The organism is Hymenobacter sp., assembly GCF_036387835.1.
GTDB lineage: Bacteria > Bacteroidota > Bacteroidia > Cytophagales > Hymenobacteraceae > Hymenobacter.
Genome location: NZ_DASVSY010000037.1, coordinates 1 through 21,668 on the forward strand (window position 1 = coordinate 1; position 21,668 = coordinate 21,668).

The 21,668-nt window shown below is 58.3% G+C and carries 19 protein-coding genes; 7 read left to right on the top strand and 12 right to left on the bottom strand.

Going from position 1 to position 21,668, the window contains the following annotated elements; genetic code table 11:
- Positions 1 to 164: 164 nt before the first annotated feature.
- The 7 genes from VF639_RS07290 to VF639_RS07320 form a co-directional block, all read right to left on the bottom strand.
- Positions 165 to 1,295 carry a CgeB family protein gene (locus VF639_RS07290; protein WP_331145237.1) on the bottom strand — a complete coding sequence of 377 codons (1,131 nt, stop codon included), beginning with the start codon at positions 1,293 to 1,295 and terminating at the stop codon, positions 165 to 167.
- A gap of 69 nt (positions 1,296 to 1,364) precedes the next feature.
- Positions 1,365 to 2,489 (bottom strand): glycosyltransferase family 4 protein, encoded by a 1,125-nt coding sequence (locus VF639_RS07295; protein ID WP_331145238.1) that lies wholly within the window; start codon positions 2,487 to 2,489, stop codon positions 1,365 to 1,367.
- Between the two features lie 163 nt (positions 2,490 to 2,652).
- Positions 2,653 to 3,699: a Gfo/Idh/MocA family protein gene (locus VF639_RS07300; protein WP_331145239.1), complete on the bottom strand. Its 1,047-nt coding sequence runs from the start codon at positions 3,697 to 3,699 to the stop codon at positions 2,653 to 2,655.
- Between the two features lie 2 nt (positions 3,700 to 3,701).
- Positions 3,702 to 4,856: an MDR/zinc-dependent alcohol dehydrogenase-like family protein gene (locus tag VF639_RS07305; protein WP_331145240.1), complete on the bottom strand. Its 1,155-nt coding sequence runs from the start codon at positions 4,854 to 4,856 to the stop codon at positions 3,702 to 3,704.
- Entirely contained in the window at positions 4,856 to 6,931 is a 2,076-nt protein-coding gene (locus VF639_RS07310; protein WP_331145241.1) for an NAD-dependent epimerase/dehydratase family protein, read from the bottom strand. The genes VF639_RS07305 and VF639_RS07310 overlap by 1 nt, the downstream gene beginning before the upstream one ends.
- Before the next feature lie 49 nt (positions 6,932 to 6,980).
- On the bottom strand, positions 6,981 to 8,099 hold the full coding sequence (locus VF639_RS07315) for an NAD-dependent epimerase/dehydratase family protein (RefSeq protein WP_331145242.1): 1,119 nt from the start codon (positions 8,097 to 8,099) through the stop codon (positions 6,981 to 6,983).
- 41 nt (positions 8,100 to 8,140) lie between these two features.
- Positions 8,141 to 8,842, bottom strand: a complete 702-nt coding sequence (locus tag VF639_RS07320) for an SDR family oxidoreductase (protein ID WP_331145243.1) — start codon at positions 8,840 to 8,842, stop codon at positions 8,141 to 8,143.
- An 876-nt stretch (positions 8,843 to 9,718) separates the two neighbouring features.
- Here VF639_RS07320 and VF639_RS07325 point away from each other — a divergent pair.
- A complete protein-coding gene (locus VF639_RS07325; protein ID WP_331145244.1) occupies positions 9,719 to 10,705 on the top strand; it encodes an aldo/keto reductase in 987 nt (328 codons plus the stop codon).
- Between the two features lie 94 nt (positions 10,706 to 10,799).
- Here VF639_RS07325 and VF639_RS07330 read toward each other — a convergent pair whose 3' ends face one another.
- On the bottom strand, positions 10,800 to 13,367 hold the full coding sequence (locus VF639_RS07330) for an ABC transporter permease (RefSeq protein ID WP_331145245.1): 2,568 nt from the start codon (positions 13,365 to 13,367) through the stop codon (positions 10,800 to 10,802).
- 108 nt (positions 13,368 to 13,475) lie between these two features.
- Between VF639_RS07330 and VF639_RS07335 the strand changes: the two genes are divergently transcribed.
- Together VF639_RS07335 and VF639_RS07340 are read left to right on the top strand one after the other, a co-directional pair.
- Positions 13,476 to 13,880: an acyltransferase family protein gene (locus VF639_RS07335; RefSeq protein ID WP_331145246.1), complete on the top strand. Its 405-nt coding sequence runs from the start codon at positions 13,476 to 13,478 to the stop codon at positions 13,878 to 13,880.
- Positions 13,874 to 14,488 (top strand): acyltransferase family protein, encoded by a 615-nt coding sequence (locus tag VF639_RS07340; RefSeq protein ID WP_331145247.1) that lies wholly within the window; start codon positions 13,874 to 13,876, stop codon positions 14,486 to 14,488. The genes VF639_RS07335 and VF639_RS07340 overlap by 7 nt, the downstream gene beginning before the upstream one ends.
- 198 nt (positions 14,489 to 14,686) lie before the next feature.
- Here the strand turns inward: VF639_RS07340 and VF639_RS07345 are convergent, their stop codons facing one another.
- Positions 14,687 to 15,373: an ABC transporter ATP-binding protein gene (locus VF639_RS07345; protein ID WP_331145248.1), complete on the bottom strand. Its 687-nt coding sequence runs from the start codon at positions 15,371 to 15,373 to the stop codon at positions 14,687 to 14,689.
- A 251-nt stretch (positions 15,374 to 15,624) separates the two neighbouring features.
- Between VF639_RS07345 and VF639_RS07350 the strand changes: the two genes are divergently transcribed.
- Positions 15,625 to 16,311: an arylesterase gene (locus tag VF639_RS07350; RefSeq protein ID WP_331145249.1), complete on the top strand. Its 687-nt coding sequence runs from the start codon at positions 15,625 to 15,627 to the stop codon at positions 16,309 to 16,311.
- Between the two features lie 558 nt (positions 16,312 to 16,869).
- Here VF639_RS07350 and VF639_RS07355 read toward each other — a convergent pair.
- The 3 genes from VF639_RS07355 to VF639_RS07365 form a co-directional block, all read right to left on the bottom strand.
- A complete protein-coding gene (locus tag VF639_RS07355; RefSeq protein WP_331145250.1) occupies positions 16,870 to 17,334 on the bottom strand; it encodes a MaoC family dehydratase in 465 nt (154 codons plus the stop codon).
- 47 nt (positions 17,335 to 17,381) lie between these two features.
- Positions 17,382 to 17,522, bottom strand: coding sequence for a cyclic nucleotide-binding domain-containing protein (locus tag VF639_RS07360; protein WP_331145251.1), 141 nt, complete (start codon positions 17,520 to 17,522; stop codon positions 17,382 to 17,384).
- A gap of 322 nt (positions 17,523 to 17,844) precedes the next feature.
- Complete coding sequence (locus VF639_RS07365; RefSeq protein WP_331145252.1) at positions 17,845 to 18,762, bottom strand: DUF2911 domain-containing protein; 918 nt, start codon at positions 18,760 to 18,762, stop codon at positions 17,845 to 17,847.
- 221 nt (positions 18,763 to 18,983) lie between these two features.
- Here VF639_RS07365 and VF639_RS07370 point away from each other — a divergent pair, with 221 nt between their 5' ends.
- The 3 genes from VF639_RS07370 (at position 18,984) to hisD (ending at position 21,555) form a co-directional block, all read left to right on the top strand.
- Positions 18,984 to 19,106: a hypothetical protein gene (locus VF639_RS07370; RefSeq protein WP_331145253.1), complete on the top strand. Its 123-nt coding sequence runs from the start codon at positions 18,984 to 18,986 to the stop codon at positions 19,104 to 19,106.
- 199 nt (positions 19,107 to 19,305) lie between these two features.
- A complete protein-coding gene (hisG, locus tag VF639_RS07375; RefSeq protein WP_331145254.1) occupies positions 19,306 to 20,157 on the top strand; it encodes an ATP phosphoribosyltransferase in 852 nt (283 codons plus the stop codon).
- Between the two features lie 105 nt (positions 20,158 to 20,262).
- Positions 20,263 to 21,555: a histidinol dehydrogenase gene (hisD, locus tag VF639_RS07380; protein ID WP_331145255.1), complete on the top strand. Its 1,293-nt coding sequence runs from the start codon at positions 20,263 to 20,265 to the stop codon at positions 21,553 to 21,555.
- Positions 21,556 to 21,668: the final 113 nt, after the last annotated feature.

A 21,668-nucleotide genomic window follows, 5' to 3' on the forward strand; every position in this document is an offset into this window, starting at 1 on the left:
TTAGCCTGTGGGGCTCTGGTCGTTCAACGACGAGACGCGAACCGAAGGTCGGCATAGCCAAGTGTCGCGTCTCTACAACCGGCTATGATACTAGCGAGATGCTACGCCTCTGCAGGACGTTCTTGGCAGGCAACCGTTATCTGGCTTCCACTTCATTGATGCAGTTACTCTGAGGCTACGGCGGTTTTCGCTTTAAGCTGCGCTGATTTGATGCCGAGTTCCTGGCAGATTTGCTCTAGCTCATCGACGCGGTGGGCGCAGGTGTGGCGGCTTTGGATGGTGCTGAGGCCGTGCAGAGCCAGTTCGGCGGCTTGAATGGGGTTGGAAAGCAGGGTTTGCAGGTGCTGCTTCATTTCGGCGCCGGTGCGGGCTACCAGGTAGTCCTGGCCGGGGGTGAACAGGTGCTCGGCATCATCCCAGGGAGAGCAAATCAACGGAATGGCGCAGGCCAGCGCCTCGAACGGGCGGATGGTGGGAATGCCGGGCAGCGCCTCCACGTAGGGCCGGCGCGGAACGTGCACGGTTACCTTATAGCGGGCAAACTCTTCGGGAGCTTTGTAGTTGGGCAGCCAGCCGCCATACTCGATACCGGCGTCTTTGAGAGCTTTCAGCGCATGTTTGGGGTAACGTACGCCGTAAACTTTGGCTTTCAGCTTCAACTCCTTCACTGGCTTTAGTAGAAACTCGTGCAGCTCGGCGGTGCGTTCTTCGTCGCCCCAATTACCAATCCATACCAAGTCGCCATCGTAGTCGGTGGACTCGTGGGGGTAGAACACGCGGGTGTCGGCGGCTTCGTGCCAGGTCCAGGCGCGTTTGGTCCAGGCTTCTTGCAGGTACAAGTCGCGGATGACTTCACCGAAGGCCAGCACACCGTCGTAGTGGGTGAGGTCGTAGTGGGCCATGCTTTCGCGCTCGGTTACGGCGCGGTGGTGGGTGTCGTGGAAAAGCAGGCGGTAGTGGTTGCGGGAGCGGTGCATGCCGATGCGCTTTACCAAGGCGTGGTCGTTCCATTCGTGCACCAGCACCAGGTCCACGCCTTGCAGCATCACGTCCAGGTTCAGCGAGTTCCAGGTGTAGAAGGTGGTGCTGATGCCGGGGTAATACTGGCTTAGCTCCTCTAGCTTCTCGGGGCCGTAGCCATCCAGCAGATTTTGCAAGCTCCAGCCGTTTTCGGGCTCGTACACCTGCACCTGATGGCCGCGCTGCACCAACTCGCCCACGATGCCCCGCAGAAAATGGGCATTGCCGTGGTTCCAGTCGGAAAGGATGGAGTGATAGAAAAGGACGATGTTCATGGATGTGGTTTTTTTAGAGCTATAAGCTTCAAGCGGTAAGCCTCAAGCGGTAAGCTTCAAGTGCCATATTTAAACTCCGGGTTCATGTTGTGAGCTTGCGGCTTGTAGCCTGAGGCTTGCCGCTTGCAGCTCCCGATAGGTTTTTGCCATGCTTGCGGTGGTGTAGCGCTCGGCGCGCAGCCGGGCGCGGTCGGCTAGTTGATGGCGCACTTCTGGGTTGTTAATCAGATGTTGCAGAGTGGCGTGCAGCCCTTCCGCATCATCGGGGCGGACGTAGCACGCTGCCTCGCCCCACACTTCCCGCAGGCTTTCGATATCCCCCACCACCAAGGCGCAACCAGCCAGCGCCGCCTCCAAAACCGTCAGGCCAAAGGGCTCATACCGCGCGGGCATCACGTAGATAGAAGCTCTATTAAGCCACGTGGCCGCTTCCTCGGGTGTAAGCTGGCCAAGCAACTCCACGTTCGGTAAGGTTAAGGTTGCTCCGGTAGTGGGATGATGCGCGTTGCCAGCTATGTACACCGGCCAGGGTAGTTTGGGGGCCGCTTCAGCCAGCAGTTTCAGGTTTTTGGCTTCGTCCCAAATGCGGCCCATGCTGAACACGAACAACTCCTTCAGCTCTGCAGGCTGGAACAGGCTCGCGTCGCAGCCGTTATAGATTACCGCCTGTTGTTGAAACGGGCCATAGAGCCGGGCCGCCTCTTGCAGCATAGCCGTCGTGGGGGCAACTACCAAGTCGGCTGCTTGCAGGCCCTGTTGCACTTGGGTGCGGTAGGTGCTCCACGCTTCGGGCGCCGGCTCCCCATGTACCGCCTGCCACCACGAGAGCACACAGGAATGCACCACCACCAGCACCGGTTTCCCCCAAGCCAGCTGCCCGTGCACCATACCGTTGAGGTGAATCAAGTCGGGCTGCACGGTATCCTGGAGCTGCAACAGCCACTCACCGGCCTCGGCCACGTCGTCCCAAGGCTTGTCCATCCACTCCAGCTTGTAGTGGCTTTCGTACACCGTCAGGTTGGAGATAGCGGCTACTTCCTGCCACTGACTTTCACTGAGCGGCGCCCCCATAGTAGCCAGCGCCACCTGCGTACCATAAGGGGCCAGCGCCCGGGTCAAAGCCAGCGCATACGTCCATACGCCCCCAACAGTGTCGGCGGTCATCAGGATGGTGGCTGGAGCGGCGTTGAACACGGGAGCGGTGAAAAAGGGAGAAGAGGTGATAGGTTGGGCTAAGCTTGCCGGCGCGTTTGGCGTGATGCAGAAGAGCAAACTTCCAGGCTGCTGGTCCGCTAGATCTATATGAGAGGGGTAGCAGCGCCCGAGAGGCTTTGGCAACCTCAGCTCACTCGATTGCTTAGCTCCGGCCGTAGATTTTATCCAGTACTTCAGCCACGCGCACAAACTCTTCGGCTTCTTCGCTGAATCCTTCGTTTTGCGTGAGCTGCTGGGCCCACACCACGCCCGCGCGGCCCGACCAGGCATCGGGCGGCGAGGACAGGCGCTCGGTGCGGGTACCGTAGTAGCGGTCGGCCACGAAGTCGTAGAAAGAGCCGTTCAGGTTTTTGAAGGCCACGCCGCCGTTGGTGCCGTAGAACATGGCGCCGATGATGGCTTCTTGCCCGGCCGGCAGGTTCCAGGAGCAAGTGAGCTGCACGACAGGGCCATTGGCTAGCGTGATGCTGGCCGTGGCGTAGTCTTCCACTTGTTCGTTGGGGTTGGTGAGGGGTTGGCCTTTGGCAAACAAGCTGCTGCGTACATCCTGCACCACCGGGAAGTTCAGCGCCCACAGCGCCAGGTCTACGAGGTGCACGCCTAGGTCAATGACGCAGCCGCCGCCCGAAAGCTTAGGGTCGTAGAACCAGGGCTTATCAGGCCCATACGCATTGTGAAACACCAGCTCGACGGCGTAGATGGTGCCCAATTCTCCCGACTGCACCACTTGGTAAACCTGCTGCATGGCGGTGGTGTGGCGGTAGGAAAGGTCGACACCGAGCAGCTTATTGGCTTGGCGGGCGGCTTCTACCACGGCCCGGGTTTCGGTGGCGTTGCGGCCGAGCGGCTTCTGACAGAAAACGGCTTTGCCGGCTTCCAGGGCCTGTATGCTTTGCTCGGCGTGGAGTGCGCTCGGGGTGGCGATAACCACGGCATCCAGTTCCGGTTGGGCTAGCATGGAACTCAGCGAATCCACCTCCACGGCTCCACGGGCGCTTTGCAGGGCGTCCGTTACGTTTTGCGGCGCGGGGTCGGCCACGTAGGCTACCTCGGCGTGGGGGGTGCCGGCAATAACTTCCAACCGGTTGCGGCCTATCCAACCAACGCCCAAAAAGCCGAGTTTGGGCTTGGGGGCGGCGGTAGTTTCGCTGGGCCGGTTGAGGGTTTCCGGTAAGGCTGTTTCAGACATGGCTAGAACGTAAGGAGAGCTTTGATGAAGCCGTCGGGGCGGTGGGTGAGGTGGTCGAAGGCTTCGGAAATTTGGTCGAGGGAATAGTGGTGGGTGTAAAGCAAATCGGGTTGCAGTACGCCCTGCGCCACGGCGGCCACGGCAGCTCGGATGCCGGCTATGTACTGTTGCGGGTCCCGCTCGTGGGCATTGATGACGTCGAGGCCGCGCCAGTTCCAGAGCTGCACGTTCACCTGCCGCAGGCCGTCCTGGTGGAAGCCGGCAACAACAAGGCGGCCCCGCTCGGCCGTGAGTTCCCCGGCCAGGTTGAGGGGCCACTCTTTACCGGTGCACTCAATCACCCGCTCGCAGAACCGACCATCCGTGAGTTGCTTCACGTCTTCGATGATGCGGTAGTGGTCGTCCATGGCAATAACTTCGTCGGCGCCGCACTGCCGGGCGATGTCCAGCGAGTAGGCCCGCTGCGAAACGGCAATGACGCGGGCACCGGCGTGCTTGGCCAGTTGCACCAACAGGGCCCCCAAAAAGCCGATGCCGAGGATGGCCACCGTCTGCCCGGCTTTTATTTCGCTGCGGCCAAAGATGTTCATGGCGCAGCCAAGCGGCTCGCCCGGAAACGGCTGGCCGTCCAGCGCGGCGGGTAGCTTTACTGCCTTGTCGGCGTCGGCGAGGTCGTATTCGGCGTAGGCGTGGTAGGAAAGGGCCGCTACCCGGTCGCCTACTTGCAACTCGGTTACGCCCGCGCCGACGGCGTCGATAAGGCCCCATCCTTCGTGGCCGGGGTTGCCGGCTTCCACGGGGTAGCTGAACCACTCGCGGCCTTCCCACACCGGAATGTTGGAAGCGCACAGGCCGCAGCCTTCCAGTTGCACCCGCACTTGCCCGGCTTGCGGCGCGGGTAGCGCCACGGTTTGCACAGCGGCCTGGCCGGGGGCGGTAACTACGGCGGCCCGCATGGTGGTGCTGGCCATGTGGGGCGGGGCGCCGGTTTCTGTTAAATCGTGGGAAGCGTAACGCGAAAATCCGTTCCGCGACGAGCGGAGCGAGTGTCTACGCGTAAGCTGACGTTGCAGACGTGAGCTACTCGCGCTGCTGCTCGTCGCGGAATGGATTTCCGCGTTACTTTCCGTGTTTTCTTCGAGGGAGGTGGTTTGCATTAGGCTATGGCTACTTTCTTAACTGATTTGGAAGGGCGGCCCGTGGCTTCTTCGGGACCGGGGGCTGCATTTAGCGCGGCAGGAGCGGGCAGGCCGCGGCTCTCGCACAGCCAGCCGTAGAGCTTGGCCATCCCTTGGCGCACGTTGTGTTGGGGGTTCCAGCCCGTGGCCAACCGGAATTTGCTGATGTCGGACACGTAATAGTGTTGGTCGCCGATGCGCCAGGGGCCGTAGCTAAGCTTGATGGGCTCGCCTTTGAAATGGCCGAGCGTGGTCAGCAGCTCCTGCAAACTCACCGTGTTTTGCACGCCGCCACCAATGTTGAAGGCTTGGCCCGCCAGCTGCGGCATGTGCTGCTGCGCCAGCAGAAAGGCATCCACCAAGTCTTCCACAAACAGAATGTCGCGCACCTGCTTGCCGTCGCCGTAGATGCTGATGGGCTGGCCCTCGATGGCCCGGATGGCGAAGTGCGCCACCCACCCTTGGTCTTCGGTACCGTACTGGTGCGGGCCGTAGATGCAGCTCATCCGAAACACCACCGTGGGCAGCCCAAACGAGCGGCTGTAGTCGAGCACGTATTGGTCGGCGGTGCCTTTCGAGCAGCCGTAGGGCGAGTGGAAATCCAGGGGGCGCTGCTCGCTGATGCCGTGGTTGCGAATGTGGGTGTTGGTGGGCGCGTAGCGGGTGTCGCCGGCCACAAACTGCAGGTCTTCGAGCCCGCCGTACACCTTGTTCGTGGACGTAAACACCAGCGGCGGCGGCGTGGGCTGCGCCCGAATGGCTTCCAGCACGTTCAGAATGCCGTGGGCGTTGATGGTGAAGTCGTCGAAGGGCGTTTCCAGCGAGGTGGTAACGGCCACCTGCGCGGCAAAGTGAAACACGGCGTCGGCGTGCTGCACGACGGCGCGCACGGTTTGCAGGTCGCGGATGTCGCCCACGTACACCGACAACAGCTCGCCGTAGGTGTCGTGCAGCCACTGTAGGTTGCGCTCCACGCCGGGCCGCGCGAGGTTGTCGAAGACCAGTACGCGCTTGCCTTCCGAGAGCAGCCGCTTGGCCAGATTGGTGCCCACAAAGCCCGCGCCGCCCGTAATGAGGGTGTAGCGGCCGTCGGCGGCGCTAAGCTCGCGCCGGATAAAAGGCCGGTCTTGCAGCACGGCTTCCAGGCCATTATCGGCCCACAGACGGTAGAGCAGCTTGTGCGTGCCATCGGTGCGCTTCAAGCCAAAATAGTACTCCCGCTCATCCACATGAAAGCCGCCCACGGTGGCGTGGCGCAGGTCCAGGTCTTGCACGCTGTACCAATACACGCGGTTGGCGTCGGTGTCCAGCACCTTCCGAAATTCCTGCAGCTGCTTGTACTCATCGAACTGCCAGGTGGAAAAGCCGGCTTCCGTTATCCAAAGCTCGGCCGACGAGTTGTTCTGGCGCAGCACCTCGCGCACGGCCTCGATGTTGGCCTGCCACCCGTCCCACAATTGGTCGAACACGTCGGGAAAACCGTGAATGCCCACCGCGTCGATATGTTGCATCACGCCCCGCTCGAACATGACGTGCAGCCAGTTGGGGTCGATGGGGCTCATGCCGCCGAGCACGGTTTTCTTGCCGCGCTGCTTCATCCAATAGGCCGCGCCGCCCACCATTTCAGCAAATTTAAACCAGCCGTAATCCAGCGTGAAGTCGTATTCGGTGCGGTTGTTGGGCTCGTTCCACAGCTCCACCCACTCGAAAAACTCGCCGTGCTCGGTTACAAACACATCCAGAAAATCGGCGTAGGCTTTAAGCTGGCGCGGCGGCGACGACGTTTTGGGCCGCTCGCCCAAGGAAGGCGGCGTATAAAGAAAGCAGGGCAGCACGTTTACTTGTTGGGCCAGCGTGGGCAGCAGCCAGCGGTACCAGTCGGCGCCTTCGGGCGTGTAGTAGTCGGCCCACGAAACGCCGGTGCGCAGCTCCGTTACGCCTAGCGCGCGCAAATCGGCCAGCACCTGCTCTACCCGCGCGAACTCGCCCGGCCGGAACCATTCCAGCAGGCCGACGGTGGGGCGGGTCGTAGTTTTATCGCTCTGTATAGTCATGAGGTTGCTCGGTTCCAAGGTTCGCAGAAGAAAGGGAGAAGACAGGGCGCTAGACCGTGAGGCCGCGGGCCGCTAGCTCGGCGCTGGCCTCGTTTACCCGGTCGTAGGCAATCTGGCCTTCCAGCCAGGTGGCCAGCTCATCAAGGCCGCTGTTAAATTCCACCTGCGGGTAGAAGCCGAGTTTCTCTTTGGCCAGCGAAATGTCGGCGTAGCAGTGGCGGATGTCGCCGACGCGGTATTTGCCGGTTATCTGTGCCTGCAAGTGCGGCTTGCCCATCACCGTGGCCAGGCGGTTGGCTACCTCGCTCACCGTGTAGTTGTGGCCGCTGCCCACGTTGAACACCTGCCCGTTGGCCTCGTCTTTTTCCAGGGCCAGGCGGCAAGCCAGGGCTACATCCTTCACGTGCACGAAGTCGCGCTGTTGCTGCCCGTCCTCGAAAATCATGGGCGCATTGTCGTTGAGCAGGCGCGAGGCAAAAATGGCCAGCACGCCGGTATACGGGTTGGAAAGCGCCTGCCGCGTGCCGTACACGTTGAAAAAGCGCATGGCCACCGTCGGGATATTGTAGGCCCGGCCCACCAGCAAGCACAGCCGCTCCTGGTCGTATTTGGAAAGCGCATACACCGACGAGAGGCAGGGCATCTTGTTTTCAGTTGTTGGGGCCGGTTCCAGCGGGCTACCTAACTCGTCTTGCAGCTCCCACGCGCCGGCTTTCAACTGCTCGATGCCGCGCTCAAAGCCGGGTACCAGCTCGCCAGCGGTGTTTCGGTAAAACCCTTCGCCGTAGATGCTCATCGAGCTGGCCACCATCAGCTTCTCGACCGGGTGCTTAATCAGGGCCTCCAGCAGCACCGCCATGCCCAGGTTATTGACGTCGGTGTAGTGCTTGATTTCGTACATGCTCTGACCTACGCCCACCATGGCGGCGAAGTGAAAAACGGCGTCCACGCCTTCCAGCGCCCGTTCTACGGCTTCCGGGTCGCGCACGTCGCCCACCAGCAGCTCCACGGCGGGGTGCAAGTACTCGGGGCGCTGGCAGTTCTCGCCGTGCACTTGCTCCGAGAGGTTGTCCAGGGCCCGGACTTCGTAGCCGTGGCCAAGGAGCTCGTCGGCCAAATGGGACCCAATGAAGCCGGCGCCGCCGGTAATCAGTATCTTCTTAGGCATGGTCGTAGGTTGTGTGGTTGTGGTATGGTTGAAAGGAAAGCTCAGAAAGGCTGCCGCACCGGGCGAATGGTGAGGTGGTTGATTGACACGCCGGGGGGTTGCTGCAGGGCGTAGAGGACGGCATCGGCCACGTCGGCCGCCGCCAGAGAGCCGTAGCCGAGGTCGGCGGCCGTGTGAAAGCCCGACACGGTGTGCTCGAAAAAGGCAGTATCCGTCACGCCGGGCGCCACCACCGTTACCCGCACCGTGGGCAGCACCTCCAGGCGCAGGGTTTCGGCCACCACTTCGAGGGCCGTTTTGGTGGCCGCATAAACGCCGCCGTACGGGTAGGCCTGGCCCGCCGCCACCGACGACACAAACACCACGTCGCCGCTGCCCTGCGCCAGCATGCCCGGCACAAACGCCCGCACCAGCCGCAGGGCGCCCATCAGGTTGACGTCAACGATTTGCCGCCACTTTTCCGGGTCGCCCTCGGTCAGCTTCTCGTGGATGCCGCGGCCCGCGCAGCACACCAGAATATCGGGCGTGCCGAGCGTGTGCTGCACCTGCGCAAATAGCTCGTCGATGGCTGGCCCCGAGGAAACATCACAAGGAAAAGCCTGGATGTGGGGGAGGGGCGCCGCCGGAAATTGGATATCGGCTATGGCCGTCGGGATGGTACTGGCCAACTTCGCCGCTACTGCCCGCCCAATTCCAGACCCGCCGCCACTAATCAATGCCTTTCTGTTTTTGATAGGAAGCATCCAAGCTTTTTTAGCCTATTTTCGCTACAATTCGTAACTCCCAATTCCAACGCAGGCCTTGTGAAGGGGGTTGTTGAAGAAGAAGAAGAAGAAGCTTGTTATAGGATATAAGTAATATTAAACCTCATCAATACTTTTCGTTTATTTTTCAACTATTCCTATATAAAAGCGAGGTTAATGCCGCATTCTGCATCAGCGCAACACCCATAGATTTCTTCCCCGATGCTGCGTTTGTAAAATCCAATATGCTTTGTTGAAGCCTCGTTTAAGTGAATCTGAACAGTTATTGAATAGGTAGGCGTTGGTAGTATCAGTGGGGAAATCATATCAAATCTGGCTTGAATTCTAAATTCAAGCAATTCTATTCAATTTGATAATACTGATAGTAGCTTGAAAGCGAGATTTAGCAGTCAGACAAATTAATTGAGTATTTATCCTAGGACGTAGTGCGTATTTTTGCGTACCCCTGTATATGTGCGACTGTGGTTTCCCGCAACTAGTGTTGCTAGTGTTCTGCCTCAACTCTGAAACATCTCCTTAAAAGCGGTTCCAAAGGCGCAAATCGACAGAAAGAGGGAGGTAGTCAAGAGCATATGTGAACCACATACTCAGCAGGAGCCAGCCTGCCAACTACAGTGCTTGATCTGGTGTCCGCTTGCCGGAGCAGTCTGCTCGTGGGGCATAGACAGCAAGCACTAAACGAAGACGTAAGCTCAGCACGCGTGGTGCTTTGGCAAGCTCAGCAGGACCGTTTTGTACAAGCGCCGAGCCTGCGTTGAGCAGAGCCGAATTCCACCAGCGCCCGTATACACTCGCTCCGCCGAAAGCGCCTTATAGGGCGTGGCGGGATTCGCTTTTCACATTTCTTCTTCGTATATGCAGTATCGCAAACTTGGCAAAACTGGCTTTTCCATTTCCGAAATCAGCTTGGGCACCTGGCAGGTGGGCGGCAAATGGGGCGAGCCGTTCAGCCACCCCAACGCCGATAAAATCCTGAATGCGGCCGTCGATGGCGGCATCAACTTCATTGACACCGCCGACGTGTACGGCGACGGCGAAAGCGAAAAAGCCGTCGGCCGGCTCGTGCGCAGCCGTTCCGAGCAAATTTACGTGGCCACCAAGTGCGGCCGCCAGCTCCAGCCCCACGTCAATGAGGCGTACACGCCCGAGGCCATGCGCCAGTTTGTGGAAGCCAGCCTGCGCAACATGCAGCTCGAAACCCTGGATTTGATTCAGCTGCACTGCCCGCCCACGGAGGTGTACTACCGCCCGGAAATCTTCGAGGTATTCGACCAACTCAAAGAGGAAGGCAAAATTCTGAACCTCGGCGTGAGCGTCGAGAAGGTGGAAGAAGGCCTCAAAGCCATTGAGTACCCCAACGTCACTACGCTGCAGCTCATCTTCAACATGTTCCGGCAGCGGCCCACGGAACTGCTCTTCAAAGAAGCCCAACGCCGCGACGTGGGCCTGATTGTGCGGGTACCGCTGGCCAGCGGCCTGCTCACCGGCAAGTTCTCGGCTACTACCAGCTTCGCGCCGGAAGACCACCGCAACTTCAACCGCCAGGGCGAAGCCTTCGACAAAGGCGAAACCTTCTCCGGCGTCGACTACAACACCGGCTTGGAAGCCGTGGAAGAAATCAAGCAGCTATTCCCCGACCAGCCTAACCTCGCGCCCGTGGCGTTGCGGTGGGTGCTGATGTTCAACGAAGTAAGCTGCGTAATCCCCGGCGCCTCCCGGCCCGAGCAACTCACCTCCAACCTGCACGCCGCCGAGCTGCCCGCCTTGTCAGAACAGCAAATGCAGCAAGTCCAAGCCATCTACGACCGCAAAATCAAACCGCAGGTGCACCAGATCTGGTAGAGTCAAATAAGAATCGAGAAGTAAAAAATGGCCGTTCAACGCTCCATCAGGAGGTCGTTGAACGGCCTTTTTTTACTTTTCGATTCTTACTTGGTCAGGCTTCCCCACGCAGCACTTCCAGCGGCGGGCGCGTGAGGACGTCGCGGCTGTTGAAGAGGCCGATGAGGGCCGTGAGGGTGGTGGTGACGGCGGCCAGCAGCAGGAGCGGGACCATGGTTGGCAGGAAGGGTACCTCGAACAGGAAGAACGCCAGCGCCCAAGCGGCTCCCACGGCCAGCACCAGGCCCGCCAAGGCGGCCAGCAACCCAAGCAGGGCATATTCCACCAGCGTGATGCGCAGAATTTGGCGGCGGCTGGCCCCGAGCGTGCGAAGCAGTACGCTTTCCTGCACCCGCTGGTAGCGGCTCACTATCACCGAGCTGACCACCACCACCAGTCCCGTGGCAATGCTGAAGAAGGCCATAAACCGAATCACGAACGAGATTTTGCTTAGGATGTCGTCCAGCGTTTGCAGCACCAGGCCGAGGTCGATGGCCGACACGTTGGGGAAGTTTTGCACCAGTTCGCGCTGCACGGCGGCCAGCACGTTGTTGTTGGGCACGCGCGTCATCAAGACCAGAAACTGCGGGGCGGGTTCGAGCACGCCCGCCGGGAAAACAATCTGGAAGTTGGTTTGCACCCGGGTCCAGTCCACGGTGCGGGTGCCGCCGATGATAGTGGCAAGCGGGGCGCCCTGCACGTTGAAAGTAAGCGTATCGCCGAGCTTGACTTGCAGGCGGCGCAGAAAATCGGAATCCACTGAAATGCGGGGCGTACCGTCGGGCGGCAGGTAGGGGGCGAGGCCCTGGTCGAGCTTTTCCGAGCTGATCAGCTTATTGCGGTACGTAACGCGGTATTCGCGGGTGAGGCCCCCCCGGCTGCGGCCGTTGGTTGTGTCCTTCTTGAGCTCGGCGGTTGATTCGCCGTTGATGGCCGCCAGCCGCATCGTCACGACGGGCACTTGCTGGAGTAAGGGCAGGCGGCGACTAGTCAGCACCTGCGTCACGCCCGCCCGCTGCGCGGGCTGAATATCGAAGAGCACCAGGTTGGGCTGCCCATCGGCGGACGAAACCTGCACCCGGCTCAGCAGCAAGCCTTGCAGCAACGAGAGTGTGGCCATTAAAAACACGCCCAACCCAATCGAGACGGTCAGCAGCAGGGTTTGATTGTTGGGCCGGTAGAGGTTGGCCAGGCCTTGCCGCCACACGTAGCTCCAGGAACTTGGGTAGAAGCGGCGCACCAGCAGGCGCAAACCCTGCCCCAAGCCGGCCAGCACGAAAAACGTAACCAGCAGTCCGCCCGCAAAGCCGAGGGCCTGTTTCCATTCGCGGGTTTGCAGATAGGCAAAGCCCGTAATAAAGACCAGTATCAGCCCGTATACTACCAGGCGCAGCGGGTCGGGTTTGGTGGTATCGTCCTCGTAGGCCGCCCGCAAGGTGCGCAGCGGCGACACCCGCCGAATACTCAGTAGCGGCAGCAGCGCAAACAGCACCGCCACCAGCACGCCCGTCACCAGGCCCTGCGCCACGGCAGGCCACGATACCGCCACCGTCACCGTCACGGGCAGAAACCCTTCGAACAGCCGCGGCAGCAGTAGTTGCACGGCCGTACCCAACGCGGCGCCCACTGCAGCACCTACAAAGCCCATGGCTGCTATCTGCAACAGATAAATCAGCATGGCCTGGCTACCACTGGCCCCCAAACACCGCAACACGGCTACGGAAGCTACTTTTTCGCGCACATACAAACTCACGGCGCTGGCCACGCCCACGCACCCGAGCAGCAACGCCACAAAGGCCACCAGGTTCAGAAACCGGGTCAGGTCGGTGAATGAGCGGCCGGTCTGGCGCTTACGCTCCGTTACGGTGTCGGAGTTGATGTTCACCTTATCGAGGCGCTTTTCCAGGGTTTTGACCACGGCATCGACATTGGTACCCGGCGCGAATTGGTAGTACGTGCGGTACTGCACCCGGCTGCCGCGCTGCATCAAGCCAGTTTCAGGCAAATAATGACCTGGAATAAACACAGTAGGCGCCACGGCCGCACTAAACCCCGACTGACCCGGCGTTTTGCGCACCCGCCCCGCAATCCGGAACGTGAGTTTGCCCACCCGAATCGAGTCGCCCGGTTTGGCGGCAAACTGCACTAGCAGCGCATCGTCCACCAGTGCCACCCGCTCCGCCGAAGTCATGGCTTGGCGGAAAGCGGCGACGGCCGTCGTGGGCTCCGTAAGCCACTCGCCGTAGTACGGGAAGTTGCCAGTCAACGCTTTTATCTGCGCCAGCCGCACGCCTTGGCCTTTCGGAAACTGGATGAGCGAGGCAAACGCTACTTCGTCGCTTCGGTCGCGGCCGAGCTTACGCAGGGTGGGCGCCAGCGTCGAATCGAAAGGCTGGCTGCCGGAAAGCACCAGGTCGGCGCCCACCAGCTCGCGGGCCTGCTCGTCAATGCTGCGGGCCAGGTTGTCGCCGAAACCCCGGATGCCTACCAGCGCGGCAATTCCAAGCACAATGGCCGACACAAACAGCAACAGCCGGGACCGGCTGCGGCGACTGTCGCGCCAAGCCATGCGCCAGAGCCAGCTGAGTGCCGGCCGAGCGGAAGGAATGGGATGGTTATTCATAGTGAAGGACGCATGAAGATATTATGAATCTTATTGCTTTTTATGTTGCTGTGCTGTGAAAACCCATATTAATTCAACACTTTTGAATTTAATTCACACTGTACTTAAATGCGCGAAAGAAACCTTCTATTAGATTACTTAAAGGGAATAGCAATATTTTTGGTTGTTTGGGGGCACTGTATTCAGTTTGCAAGCGATTATGATTTTGATTTTTTTTCCAATCAAACCTTCATCTTTATTTATTCTTTTCATATGCCGCTGTTTATGTTTGTCAGCGGCTATCTTTTTTTTCTGACTCAAAAGAATAAAAACTTTGCAAAAATATTCAAAAGCAAAACCAATCAAATTTTAGTTCCTCTTTTGCTTTGGACTATTATCTTCTTGATCGTAACTAATGTACGTGGAATACTACGTGGCAATTTTTTAAGCGGTATCACCGTGCCACTGTTTATAGGAACCCTTACAGGGGGCTTCTGGTTTTTATGGTGTATATATATATATGCTCCTTGTTAAATGCGGCAGTCAACAAGTTTTTAAAAGACCAACTTTGGGCCTATGCGCTGGTAATCGGTATTGTGCTGTTGCTCCCAAATGGTTATAATTTCTATTTCGTTAAGTTCAGCCTGCCTTATTTTTTTGCTGGTTATCTCTACCACAAGTATGCAAGTACGTTGCCAGGACTACGCAGCATACTAACTTATTTCTCCTTCCTGCTATTTCCGCTGCTATTACTGTTGTGGAATAGGGATATCTATATTTACAACAGTGGGCAAACATTCAGCGTGCTTTCGTCTGAGAGCGGTTTATTGGTTATTTACAGGTTCGTTATTGGGATGGTAGGCGTACTGTTTTTTGTTGCTTTCGCTAAAGGTTTAATTTCAATTTTTGGAGAGAAGGTAATTAGTGAAATTGGCAAGCAGAGTCTAGGTATATTTCTTATCAGCACTATATTTAATAACGTACTATTGATGCGTTTGCAGTTGTCTCCAGATTCTACCTTACTATATAGCCTTGTGATAACGCCAGCCTTAGCTCTCATTGTTACAGCAATTAGCTATTTACTTACTGTCTTATTAAGTAAGTTTTCACTAACAAACCAATACTTGTTGGGCGGTAGATAGGGAAGCTTTACTTATATATAGCCGTTTCGAGAACGGTGTAGAGACGCGACACTTCGCGTCTCGTCATTGAACGACCCACATAGAGCCTATCGGGCTAAACAACGTCAGCAACGATCCAGACGCGAAGTATCGCGTCGCTACATCTTGTGCTATATGGTTGGTGAAACTGCTATAAGTAGGGCATTAGGAAACAATTAATTACCGGATAGAAACGGCCGTGCGGGTATCCGAAAGCATGGCGCCGCCTTTGATGCGGACGATGCGTTGCGTGCGGGCCGCTAGTTCCAGGTCGTGGGTGACGAGCACGAGCGTAGTGCCTACTTCGCGGTTGAGCTCGAAGAGTAACTCCACCACCGTGGCGCTGGTATCAGCATCGAGGTTGCCGGTGGGCTCGTCGGCAAACAGAATTTTGGGCTGGTTGACGAAGGCTCGGGCCAGGGACACGCGCTGCTGCTCGCCGCCGGAAAGCTGCGTGGGGTAGTGGTGCCCGCGCCCGGCCAAACCCACGCGCTCCAGCAGTTGCTGCGCCGCTTTGGTGCCGTTGCGTACACCCCGCAGTTCCAGCGGCACCAGCACGTTTTCGAGGGCCGTGAGCGTAGGCAGCAGCTGGAAGTTTTGGAAGATGAACCCCACGTGCTCATTACGGACAGCGGCCCGCTGGTCCTCGTTGAGGGTATCGAGTTGAATGTTGTTTAGCCACACACTGCCCGAACTAGCCCGGTCGAGGCCCGCACATAAGCCTAATAAGGTGGTTTTGCCGCTGCCCGAAGGCCCTACAATGGCGAATGTGTCTTGTGCCTGCAACTCGAAACTGATGGATTCGAGCACCGTTAAGGTTCGGCCGCCGCTGGAATAGGATTTGGTGAGGTTTTCTACTTTAATCACGGATTTAGCCGGATTTGATGGATTATACGGATGCAGTCGTTGGTTGCCAAGTACCACCTGTTTCTACAGCCATGTCAACAAAGAAACAAGGCAAAAGGCTACAAAAAGCTGCGCGACTCGCCAAGCCAACTAATTCTACTACGGCTCATCACAGCTTAAAGACGTATGTATCCGTGCAATCCGACAAATCCGGCTAAATCCGTGATTCTATGAAACCTGTCCTCGACAAATCCGGCTAAATCCGTGATTCTATGAAACCTGTCCTGTCCCTGTTTAGTTGCTGCCTGGTGCTGATGCTGACCGGCTGCCACTCCGAGCCCAAAACTGCCGAAGCCCCTGCCACCACGGCCCCGCCGCCAGCTACGGCTGCGGCCACACCCGCCGGCAAGCAAACCATCCTGTTTTTCGGCAACAGCCTCACCGCCGGCTACGGCGTCGACCCCGAAGAAGCCTTTCCTGCCCTAATCGGCCAGAAAATCGATTCTGCGGGCTTGGGTTATACCGTTGTCAACGCCGGTTTAAGCGGCGAAACTACCGCCGGTGGCCGTAGCCGGATCGGGTGGGTGCTACGCCAACCCGTATCCATCTTCGTGCTGGAGCTAGGCGGCAACGACGGCCTGCGCGGCTTGCCGCTCACCGACACCCGCAAAAACCTGCAAGCCATCATCGATACGGTGCGGGCCCGCAGCCCCCAAACCCGCATCGTGCTGGCCGGCATGCAGATTCCGCCCAATCTTGGCGCTGATTACGCCACGCAGTTCAAAGCTCTCTACGGCGAGCTAGCCCGCAAAAACCAGTTGGTCCTGATTCCTTTCCTGTTGGAAGGGGTGGGCGGAGTAGTGAAACTCAATCAGCAAGACGGCATCCACCCCACGGCCGTGGGTCATCGCCTCGTCGCCCGTACCATCTGGCCTGTTTTACAGCCGCTGTTGAAATAGTGCTTGGTGCCTGGTACTTAGTTTGTTCCGTTGTGGGTTGATAGAACAACCTAAGCACCAGGTACTAAACATGTATCTTCGGCCCATCGCACGGTAAGTCACCCAGCCTTGGGGCTTTGTCTGAAAAGACGAAGCCCCAAGGCTGGCAGGCCGAGGGGCTTCAGGAAGTGGGTGTGACCAGACACCTTTACTCCCAAGCTACAATGGGTAAACGTGTGAACACCAAGTGGACTAAACTACTGGCCCGCTTGTGGAACAGTCGGCCTCTGTGGATGCCGCCTGTTGGAGTAGTGTTGAAATACGCAGCGGACCTGCTGATTTCGCATTACTTGAGGTAGTAGGTAGCGGGACTGGCCTTAGGGGCAGTTCCGCTATTTTACTTTCTACGCCTACACAACCTGTCGGCTTCACAAATATAGACAACCCTACGTAAATCAAAGGCAAACGTTAGATAACTATAGTAAGCCATAAGCAAACCTTGCACAACCCGGTGTACACTCCATTTAGCACCCCTTTTTAAGTTAGCCAGCCGAAGCACCGGGTACTACCCGCTAGGCATTAAATGAAGTGGTAGAGAAACGTGATAATGCCCGTGTAGGCCGGCTTTGGCTGGTCTTTAATTTCTAGCGTCACTTCCAGCCGGGCCTTGGCGATGCCGCGCAGGTTTTTCACCGCCAACAGCTTGGCCCGCAGCCGCACTGCACTGTCAACCGCCACGGCCTGGTTGAAACGCAGCGCCTCGATTTCGTAGTTCACCTGCATTTTCAGGTTCTCGATAGTCAAAATCTGGTGCCAGAGGTAGGGCAGGAGGGAAACCGTGAGGTAGCCGTGCGCAATAGTGGATTGGAAGGGCGACTCGGTGGCGGCCCGCTCGGCATCCACGTGTATCCACTGGTGGTCGAGGGTAGCGGCGGCGAAGCTGTTGATTTGCGCTTGGGTGATGGTGTGGTAGTCGGAAACGCCTAGTTCCTGCCCTGCATATTGTTCGAGTTCTGGCAGGCTGCGAATCGTGAGCTTATTCATCAAGGTGGCGAAGTAGGTAGAGCAGTGCGTAGCGCATACACAGCTCGTCAGGTCCGGCAGCTGCGCAGGCGGCTGACGGTTTCGGGGGTGATGCCGAGGGGCGAGGCAAGGTGTTTAAGCGAAGCGCGCTTCAACGTAGCAGGAAAATCGCGGAGCAGTTGGTCGTGGCGCTCGGCTGCGGAGTGCATACGCAGGTGCAGCGCCCGCTGTTCGCTCAGCACTTACTTAATACGCTTTCGTTAGCACGCGGCCCACAAAGTAAACCTTGTCATCCCTCAAGTAAAACCCCACGCAACACGTCCGTTTCCAGGAAATAAATCTGGTTCGCCACTTGGCCCCGCTCCGGCAGCCGGGGCCGTTTCAGCAGTTCCTCCCGCCGTACCAACTCCCGCAATGCCGCCTGCAACGGCTCCGACAGTGGATGAATGGCTTGGCAAATAGCTAAGAAAGCCTCCTTTCTCTAAGACAGGAATAACGCTGAACAGCAGAAAGAGGTACCTTCTTACTTCTCTAATACGCTTTCGACTGCCACTCAATTAGCGCCACGCGCATGTTGGGAAGCTGGTTTTGAAAGGTGGTATCGTCTTTCTCGCCGAGCTTGATGGCTTTGCGGCCGAAAACGATGGCCGTATCATAGTCTTGTTTGGAGGCCAGCAGCCGGGCCTTAATCCAGTTGTTGAGGTAAACATCTTGGAGGCGAATCGACTCGTTGATGTATTTGAGGGCCTGTTCGCCGTTGAGGTTGTTTTGCACGAGGTATTCAGCGGCCTGCGCCAGGAGCTGCCAATCGTTGGGGCGCGCGGCCACAGCTTTTTCAATGCCGGCAACCACCCGGGCCTGCACGTTGGTGTCAATAAAGAGGCTAACGGTTTTCTTTTCCCAACTCAGGTTGAGGTGGGCGCTACTCGTAGTTACTTCCGAAAACCAATAAAGCAGCGTTTCGTGGTGTGCGGAGGCTTCCGGCACCACCTGAATGCGCAACACATCGTCTTTCTCGTTGTAGCCTTCGGCGCCCCAATGCGTGGTTACGCGGTTAAAAACCAGGTCCCAATCCTGATCGGAGCGGGGCATGACGTAGAACGAGTACTTGCCGCCGGGTAACTTTTTGCCGTTGACGCGCACCGTGTCGCTGAAGGTAATAACGGTGTTTTCGTTGGCCCCCGCCCGCCAAATCTGGTTGTAAGGCACCAGGCCCTGCCAGATAACGCGGTTTTTAACGCTCGGCGCGTGGTAGTCCACCACAATATCGGTGAGGCCGACGGCGTGCTGCAGCACCACGTGCGGGCTCGGTTGCGGCAGCGGAATCAACGATTCGGGTGGGGCGGAAGGCGCGGGCTTGGTTTGGGCCAAGGCCGCCGGGGCCGGCAGCCACGCCAGCAGCAGCCAACAACCTACCGTGGAAACAACGTGGGAAAGAAAACGAGGCATAACATAACAGGCAACAGGCGGTAAGAAGAGCAGGAAACAGGTCCGGGCCGACGCAGACGAGCGCTCGAAACCCAAGCAGCAGAGCATGTCTAGAAACAATAGTGCCAAGACCAGGTTGAAACGAGACGAACAACTAAAGTTCTGGCTTCAAGAGAAGATTTCCTGGAAAAAATTTTGTTCGGTCAACTGAGCTTGTACTTTTGCGCCATCTCTTCTTGTTTATGCCCGCTACTGCCGCGCTTTCTTTTTGCTCTACCAGCCCCGTGGCTGCCTTCGCGCTTAGCGAAGCAGTTGGGCTGCGCGCGGCGCATCATCACCAGCACGGGCACCATTCCTCTTTTTAGAGGAATAACGCACCATATTGTCCCGTTGGGCGCCCCACTGCTGGTCGCCCGGCCCCCTCAATCAGGTGGCCCTGGTCGCGTAGTGCCGCCTTTCAGAAAGCCGGCCCACAACCCCCTTAAAATTCACGAGTTAAGTAAGCCTAAGAAGCGGCCTAACCGCCAATTCTTACTTCTTAATTCATAATTCTTACTTCCAAAAATGATTCGTCTTGCCATCCAGAAGTCGGGCCGCCTAAGTGAAGACTCGCTGAACCTGATTCGGGAGTGCGGTATTAGCTTCATTGCCAGCTCGTACAAGCTCAAAACCGAAGCCACCAACTTCCCCCTCGAAATCCTGTACCTGCGCGACGACGATATTCCCGGCTACGTGCAAGACGGCGTGGCCGACCTCGGCATTGTGGGACAAAACGTGCTGGTGGAAGCCGGCTACCCCGCGCTGGAAATCGAGCCCCTTGGTTTCAGCAAGTGCCGCCTCAGCCTGGCCGTGCCCCGCGCCGCCGCCTACGACTCGGTGGCCGACTTGCAGGGCAAGAACATTGCTACCTCGTATCCGGCTATTCTAGGCAAGTATCTGGCCGAGCATGGCGTACAAGCCAACCTGCATACCATCAGCGGCTCGGTGGAAATTGCCCCGAGCATCGGCTTGGCCGAGGCCATCTGCGACATTGTAAGCAGCGGCTCTACCTTATTGGGCAACGGCCTGCGGGAAGTGGAAACCGTGTTTCGTTCGGAAGCGGTGCTGATTGCCAACCAGAACCTTTCCGAGGAAAAACGGGAAATCCTGGAGCAATTGCAGTTCCGGATGCAGGCCGTGCGCCGGGCCCGCCGCAACAAGTACATCCTGCTGAACGCGCCCACCGCGTCTCTTGCCGCCGTGAAGGCCCTCTTGCCGGGCATCAAGTCCCCGACCGTAACGGCGCTGGCCGAGGAAGGATGGGTGTCGGTGCAGTCGGTGGTGAACGAAGACGACTTCTGGCATATCACCGGCCAGCTCAAAGCCGTGGGCGCCGAAGGCATCCTGGTGCTGCCCATCGAGAAGATGATTAGTTAAATGGCTTAATGGCTGAATTGTTAACTGGTTGGTCGTTCAATCATTTCACTATTCTCTGGAACAGTCAACCATTTAACAATTCAACCATCCAACAAATAAAGACCAATGCAAATCTTTCAATACCCGGCTCAGACGGAGTGGGCGGCGCTGCAACAGCGGGCCGCCGCTGGGCAAGCGCAGGATATAGAGTTGCGGGTGCAGCAGATATTCGAGGATGTGCGCCAGCGCGGCGACGCGGCGCTGATTGATTACGCGCAACGTTTCGATGGGGCCGATGTAGGTGCCGGGCTGCGCGTAACGGCCGACGAAGTACTAGCCGCCGTGGCGCTGGTGCCCTCGGAGCTGCAAACGGCCATTCGGCAAGCCCACGCCAACATCTGGAAATTCCACGCCACGCAGCGCGAGGAAGAAAAGCGGGTGGAAACCATGCCCGGCGTGAGCTGCTGGCGGCGGGCGGTGCCGGTACAGCGGGTTGGTTTGTATATTCCGGGTGGTACGGCGCCGCTGTTCAGTACGCTCCTGATGTTGGGAGTGCCCGCCCGGTTGGCCGGCTGCCCCGAGGTGGTGTTGTGTTCTCCGCCGCAGAAAGACGGCTCTATCAACCCCGTGATTCTGTTCACGGCGCAGCTGCTCGGTATTGCCACCATCATCAAGGCCGGGGGTGCGCAGGCCGTGGCCGCTCTTAGCGGCGGGACTGAAAGCGTACCGGGCGTAGACAAGATCTTCGGGCCCGGCAATCGCTACGTCACGGCCGCCAAGCAGCTGGCTACCCGTTACGGTGTGGCCATTGATATGCCGGCGGGGCCTTCCGAGGTGTTGGTCATTGCCGATGCCTCCGCTAACCCGGCCTTCGTAGCGGCCGACCTGCTGAGCCAGGCCGAACACGGCCCCGACTCGCAGGTGATTCTGCTCTCCGACTCCATGGCGGTTATCGAGTCGACCAAGCGGGAGGTGACCCGGCAGCTAGCCGACTTGCCCCGGGCTACGGTAGCCGCCCAGGCTCTGGAGGAAAGCCGCGCTATTTTGCTGCGGACGCCGGAGGAGATGCTTTACTTCTCCAATCAATATGCGCCCGAACACCTGATTCTGGCCGTTCGCAACCCCGAGCAGCTAGCGGAAGGCGTTACCAGCGCGGGCTCTGTGTTCCTTGGGCACCTAACGCCCGAAGCGGCCGGCGACTATGCCTCCGGCACCAACCACACACTACCCACCAACGGCTATGCCCGTAACTACAGCGGGGTGTCCCTGGATTCTTTCCTGAAGAAAATCACCTTCCAGCGCATCACGACCGAAGGTTTGCTGCAAGTCGGCCCCATTGTAGAAACCATGGCCGAGGCCGAAGGCCTGCACGCCCACGCCCGCGCCGTAACCCTACGACTGGAGTCAATTAACAATTAACATCTATCATTTAACAATGAGGTGGGCCGTTGATGCCGTTCTGCTTTCGGTTTCGTTAGCGGGCTGCTGACTCGATGGGTCTGGTTGTTGTCCGACCAAAGGGCCACCACCTA

Excerpts from the sequence above, each read along its gene's own strand:
- VF639_RS07290 (WP_331145237.1), bottom strand. The coding sequence starts at position 1,295 with ATGAACATCGTCCTTTTCTATCACTCCATCCTTTCCGACTGGAACCAC.
- VF639_RS07300 (WP_331145239.1), bottom strand. The coding sequence starts at position 3,699 with ATGTCTGAAACAGCCTTACCGGAAACCCTCAACCGGCCCAGCGAAACT.
- VF639_RS07305 (WP_331145240.1), bottom strand. The coding sequence starts at position 4,856 with ATGCAAACCACCTCCCTCGAAGAAAACACGGAAAGTAACGCGGAAATC.
- VF639_RS07310 (WP_331145241.1), bottom strand. The coding sequence starts at position 6,931 with ATGACTATACAGAGCGATAAAACTACGACCCGCCCCACCGTCGGCCTG.
- VF639_RS07315 (WP_331145242.1), bottom strand. The coding sequence starts at position 8,099 with ATGCCTAAGAAGATACTGATTACCGGCGGCGCCGGCTTCATTGGGTCC.
- VF639_RS07320 (WP_331145243.1), bottom strand. The coding sequence starts at position 8,842 with ATGCTTCCTATCAAAAACAGAAAGGCATTGATTAGTGGCGGCGGGTCT.
- VF639_RS07325 (WP_331145244.1), top strand. The coding sequence starts at position 9,719 with ATGCAGTATCGCAAACTTGGCAAAACTGGCTTTTCCATTTCCGAAATC.
- VF639_RS07330 (WP_331145245.1), bottom strand. The coding sequence starts at position 13,367 with ATGAATAACCATCCCATTCCTTCCGCTCGGCCGGCACTCAGCTGGCTC.
- VF639_RS07335 (WP_331145246.1), top strand. The coding sequence starts at position 13,476 with ATGCGCGAAAGAAACCTTCTATTAGATTACTTAAAGGGAATAGCAATA.
- VF639_RS07350 (WP_331145249.1), top strand. The coding sequence starts at position 15,625 with ATGAAACCTGTCCTGTCCCTGTTTAGTTGCTGCCTGGTGCTGATGCTG.
- VF639_RS07355 (WP_331145250.1), bottom strand. The coding sequence starts at position 17,334 with ATGAATAAGCTCACGATTCGCAGCCTGCCAGAACTCGAACAATATGCA.
- VF639_RS07360 (WP_331145251.1), bottom strand. The coding sequence starts at position 17,522 with ATGCACTCCGCAGCCGAGCGCCACGACCAACTGCTCCGCGATTTTCCT.
- VF639_RS07365 (WP_331145252.1), bottom strand. The coding sequence starts at position 18,762 with ATGCCTCGTTTTCTTTCCCACGTTGTTTCCACGGTAGGTTGTTGGCTG.
- VF639_RS07370 (WP_331145253.1), top strand. The coding sequence starts at position 18,984 with ATGCCCGCTACTGCCGCGCTTTCTTTTTGCTCTACCAGCCCCGTGGCT.
- hisG (WP_331145254.1), top strand. The coding sequence starts at position 19,306 with ATGATTCGTCTTGCCATCCAGAAGTCGGGCCGCCTAAGTGAAGACTCG.
- hisD (WP_331145255.1), top strand. The coding sequence starts at position 20,263 with ATGCAAATCTTTCAATACCCGGCTCAGACGGAGTGGGCGGCGCTGCAA.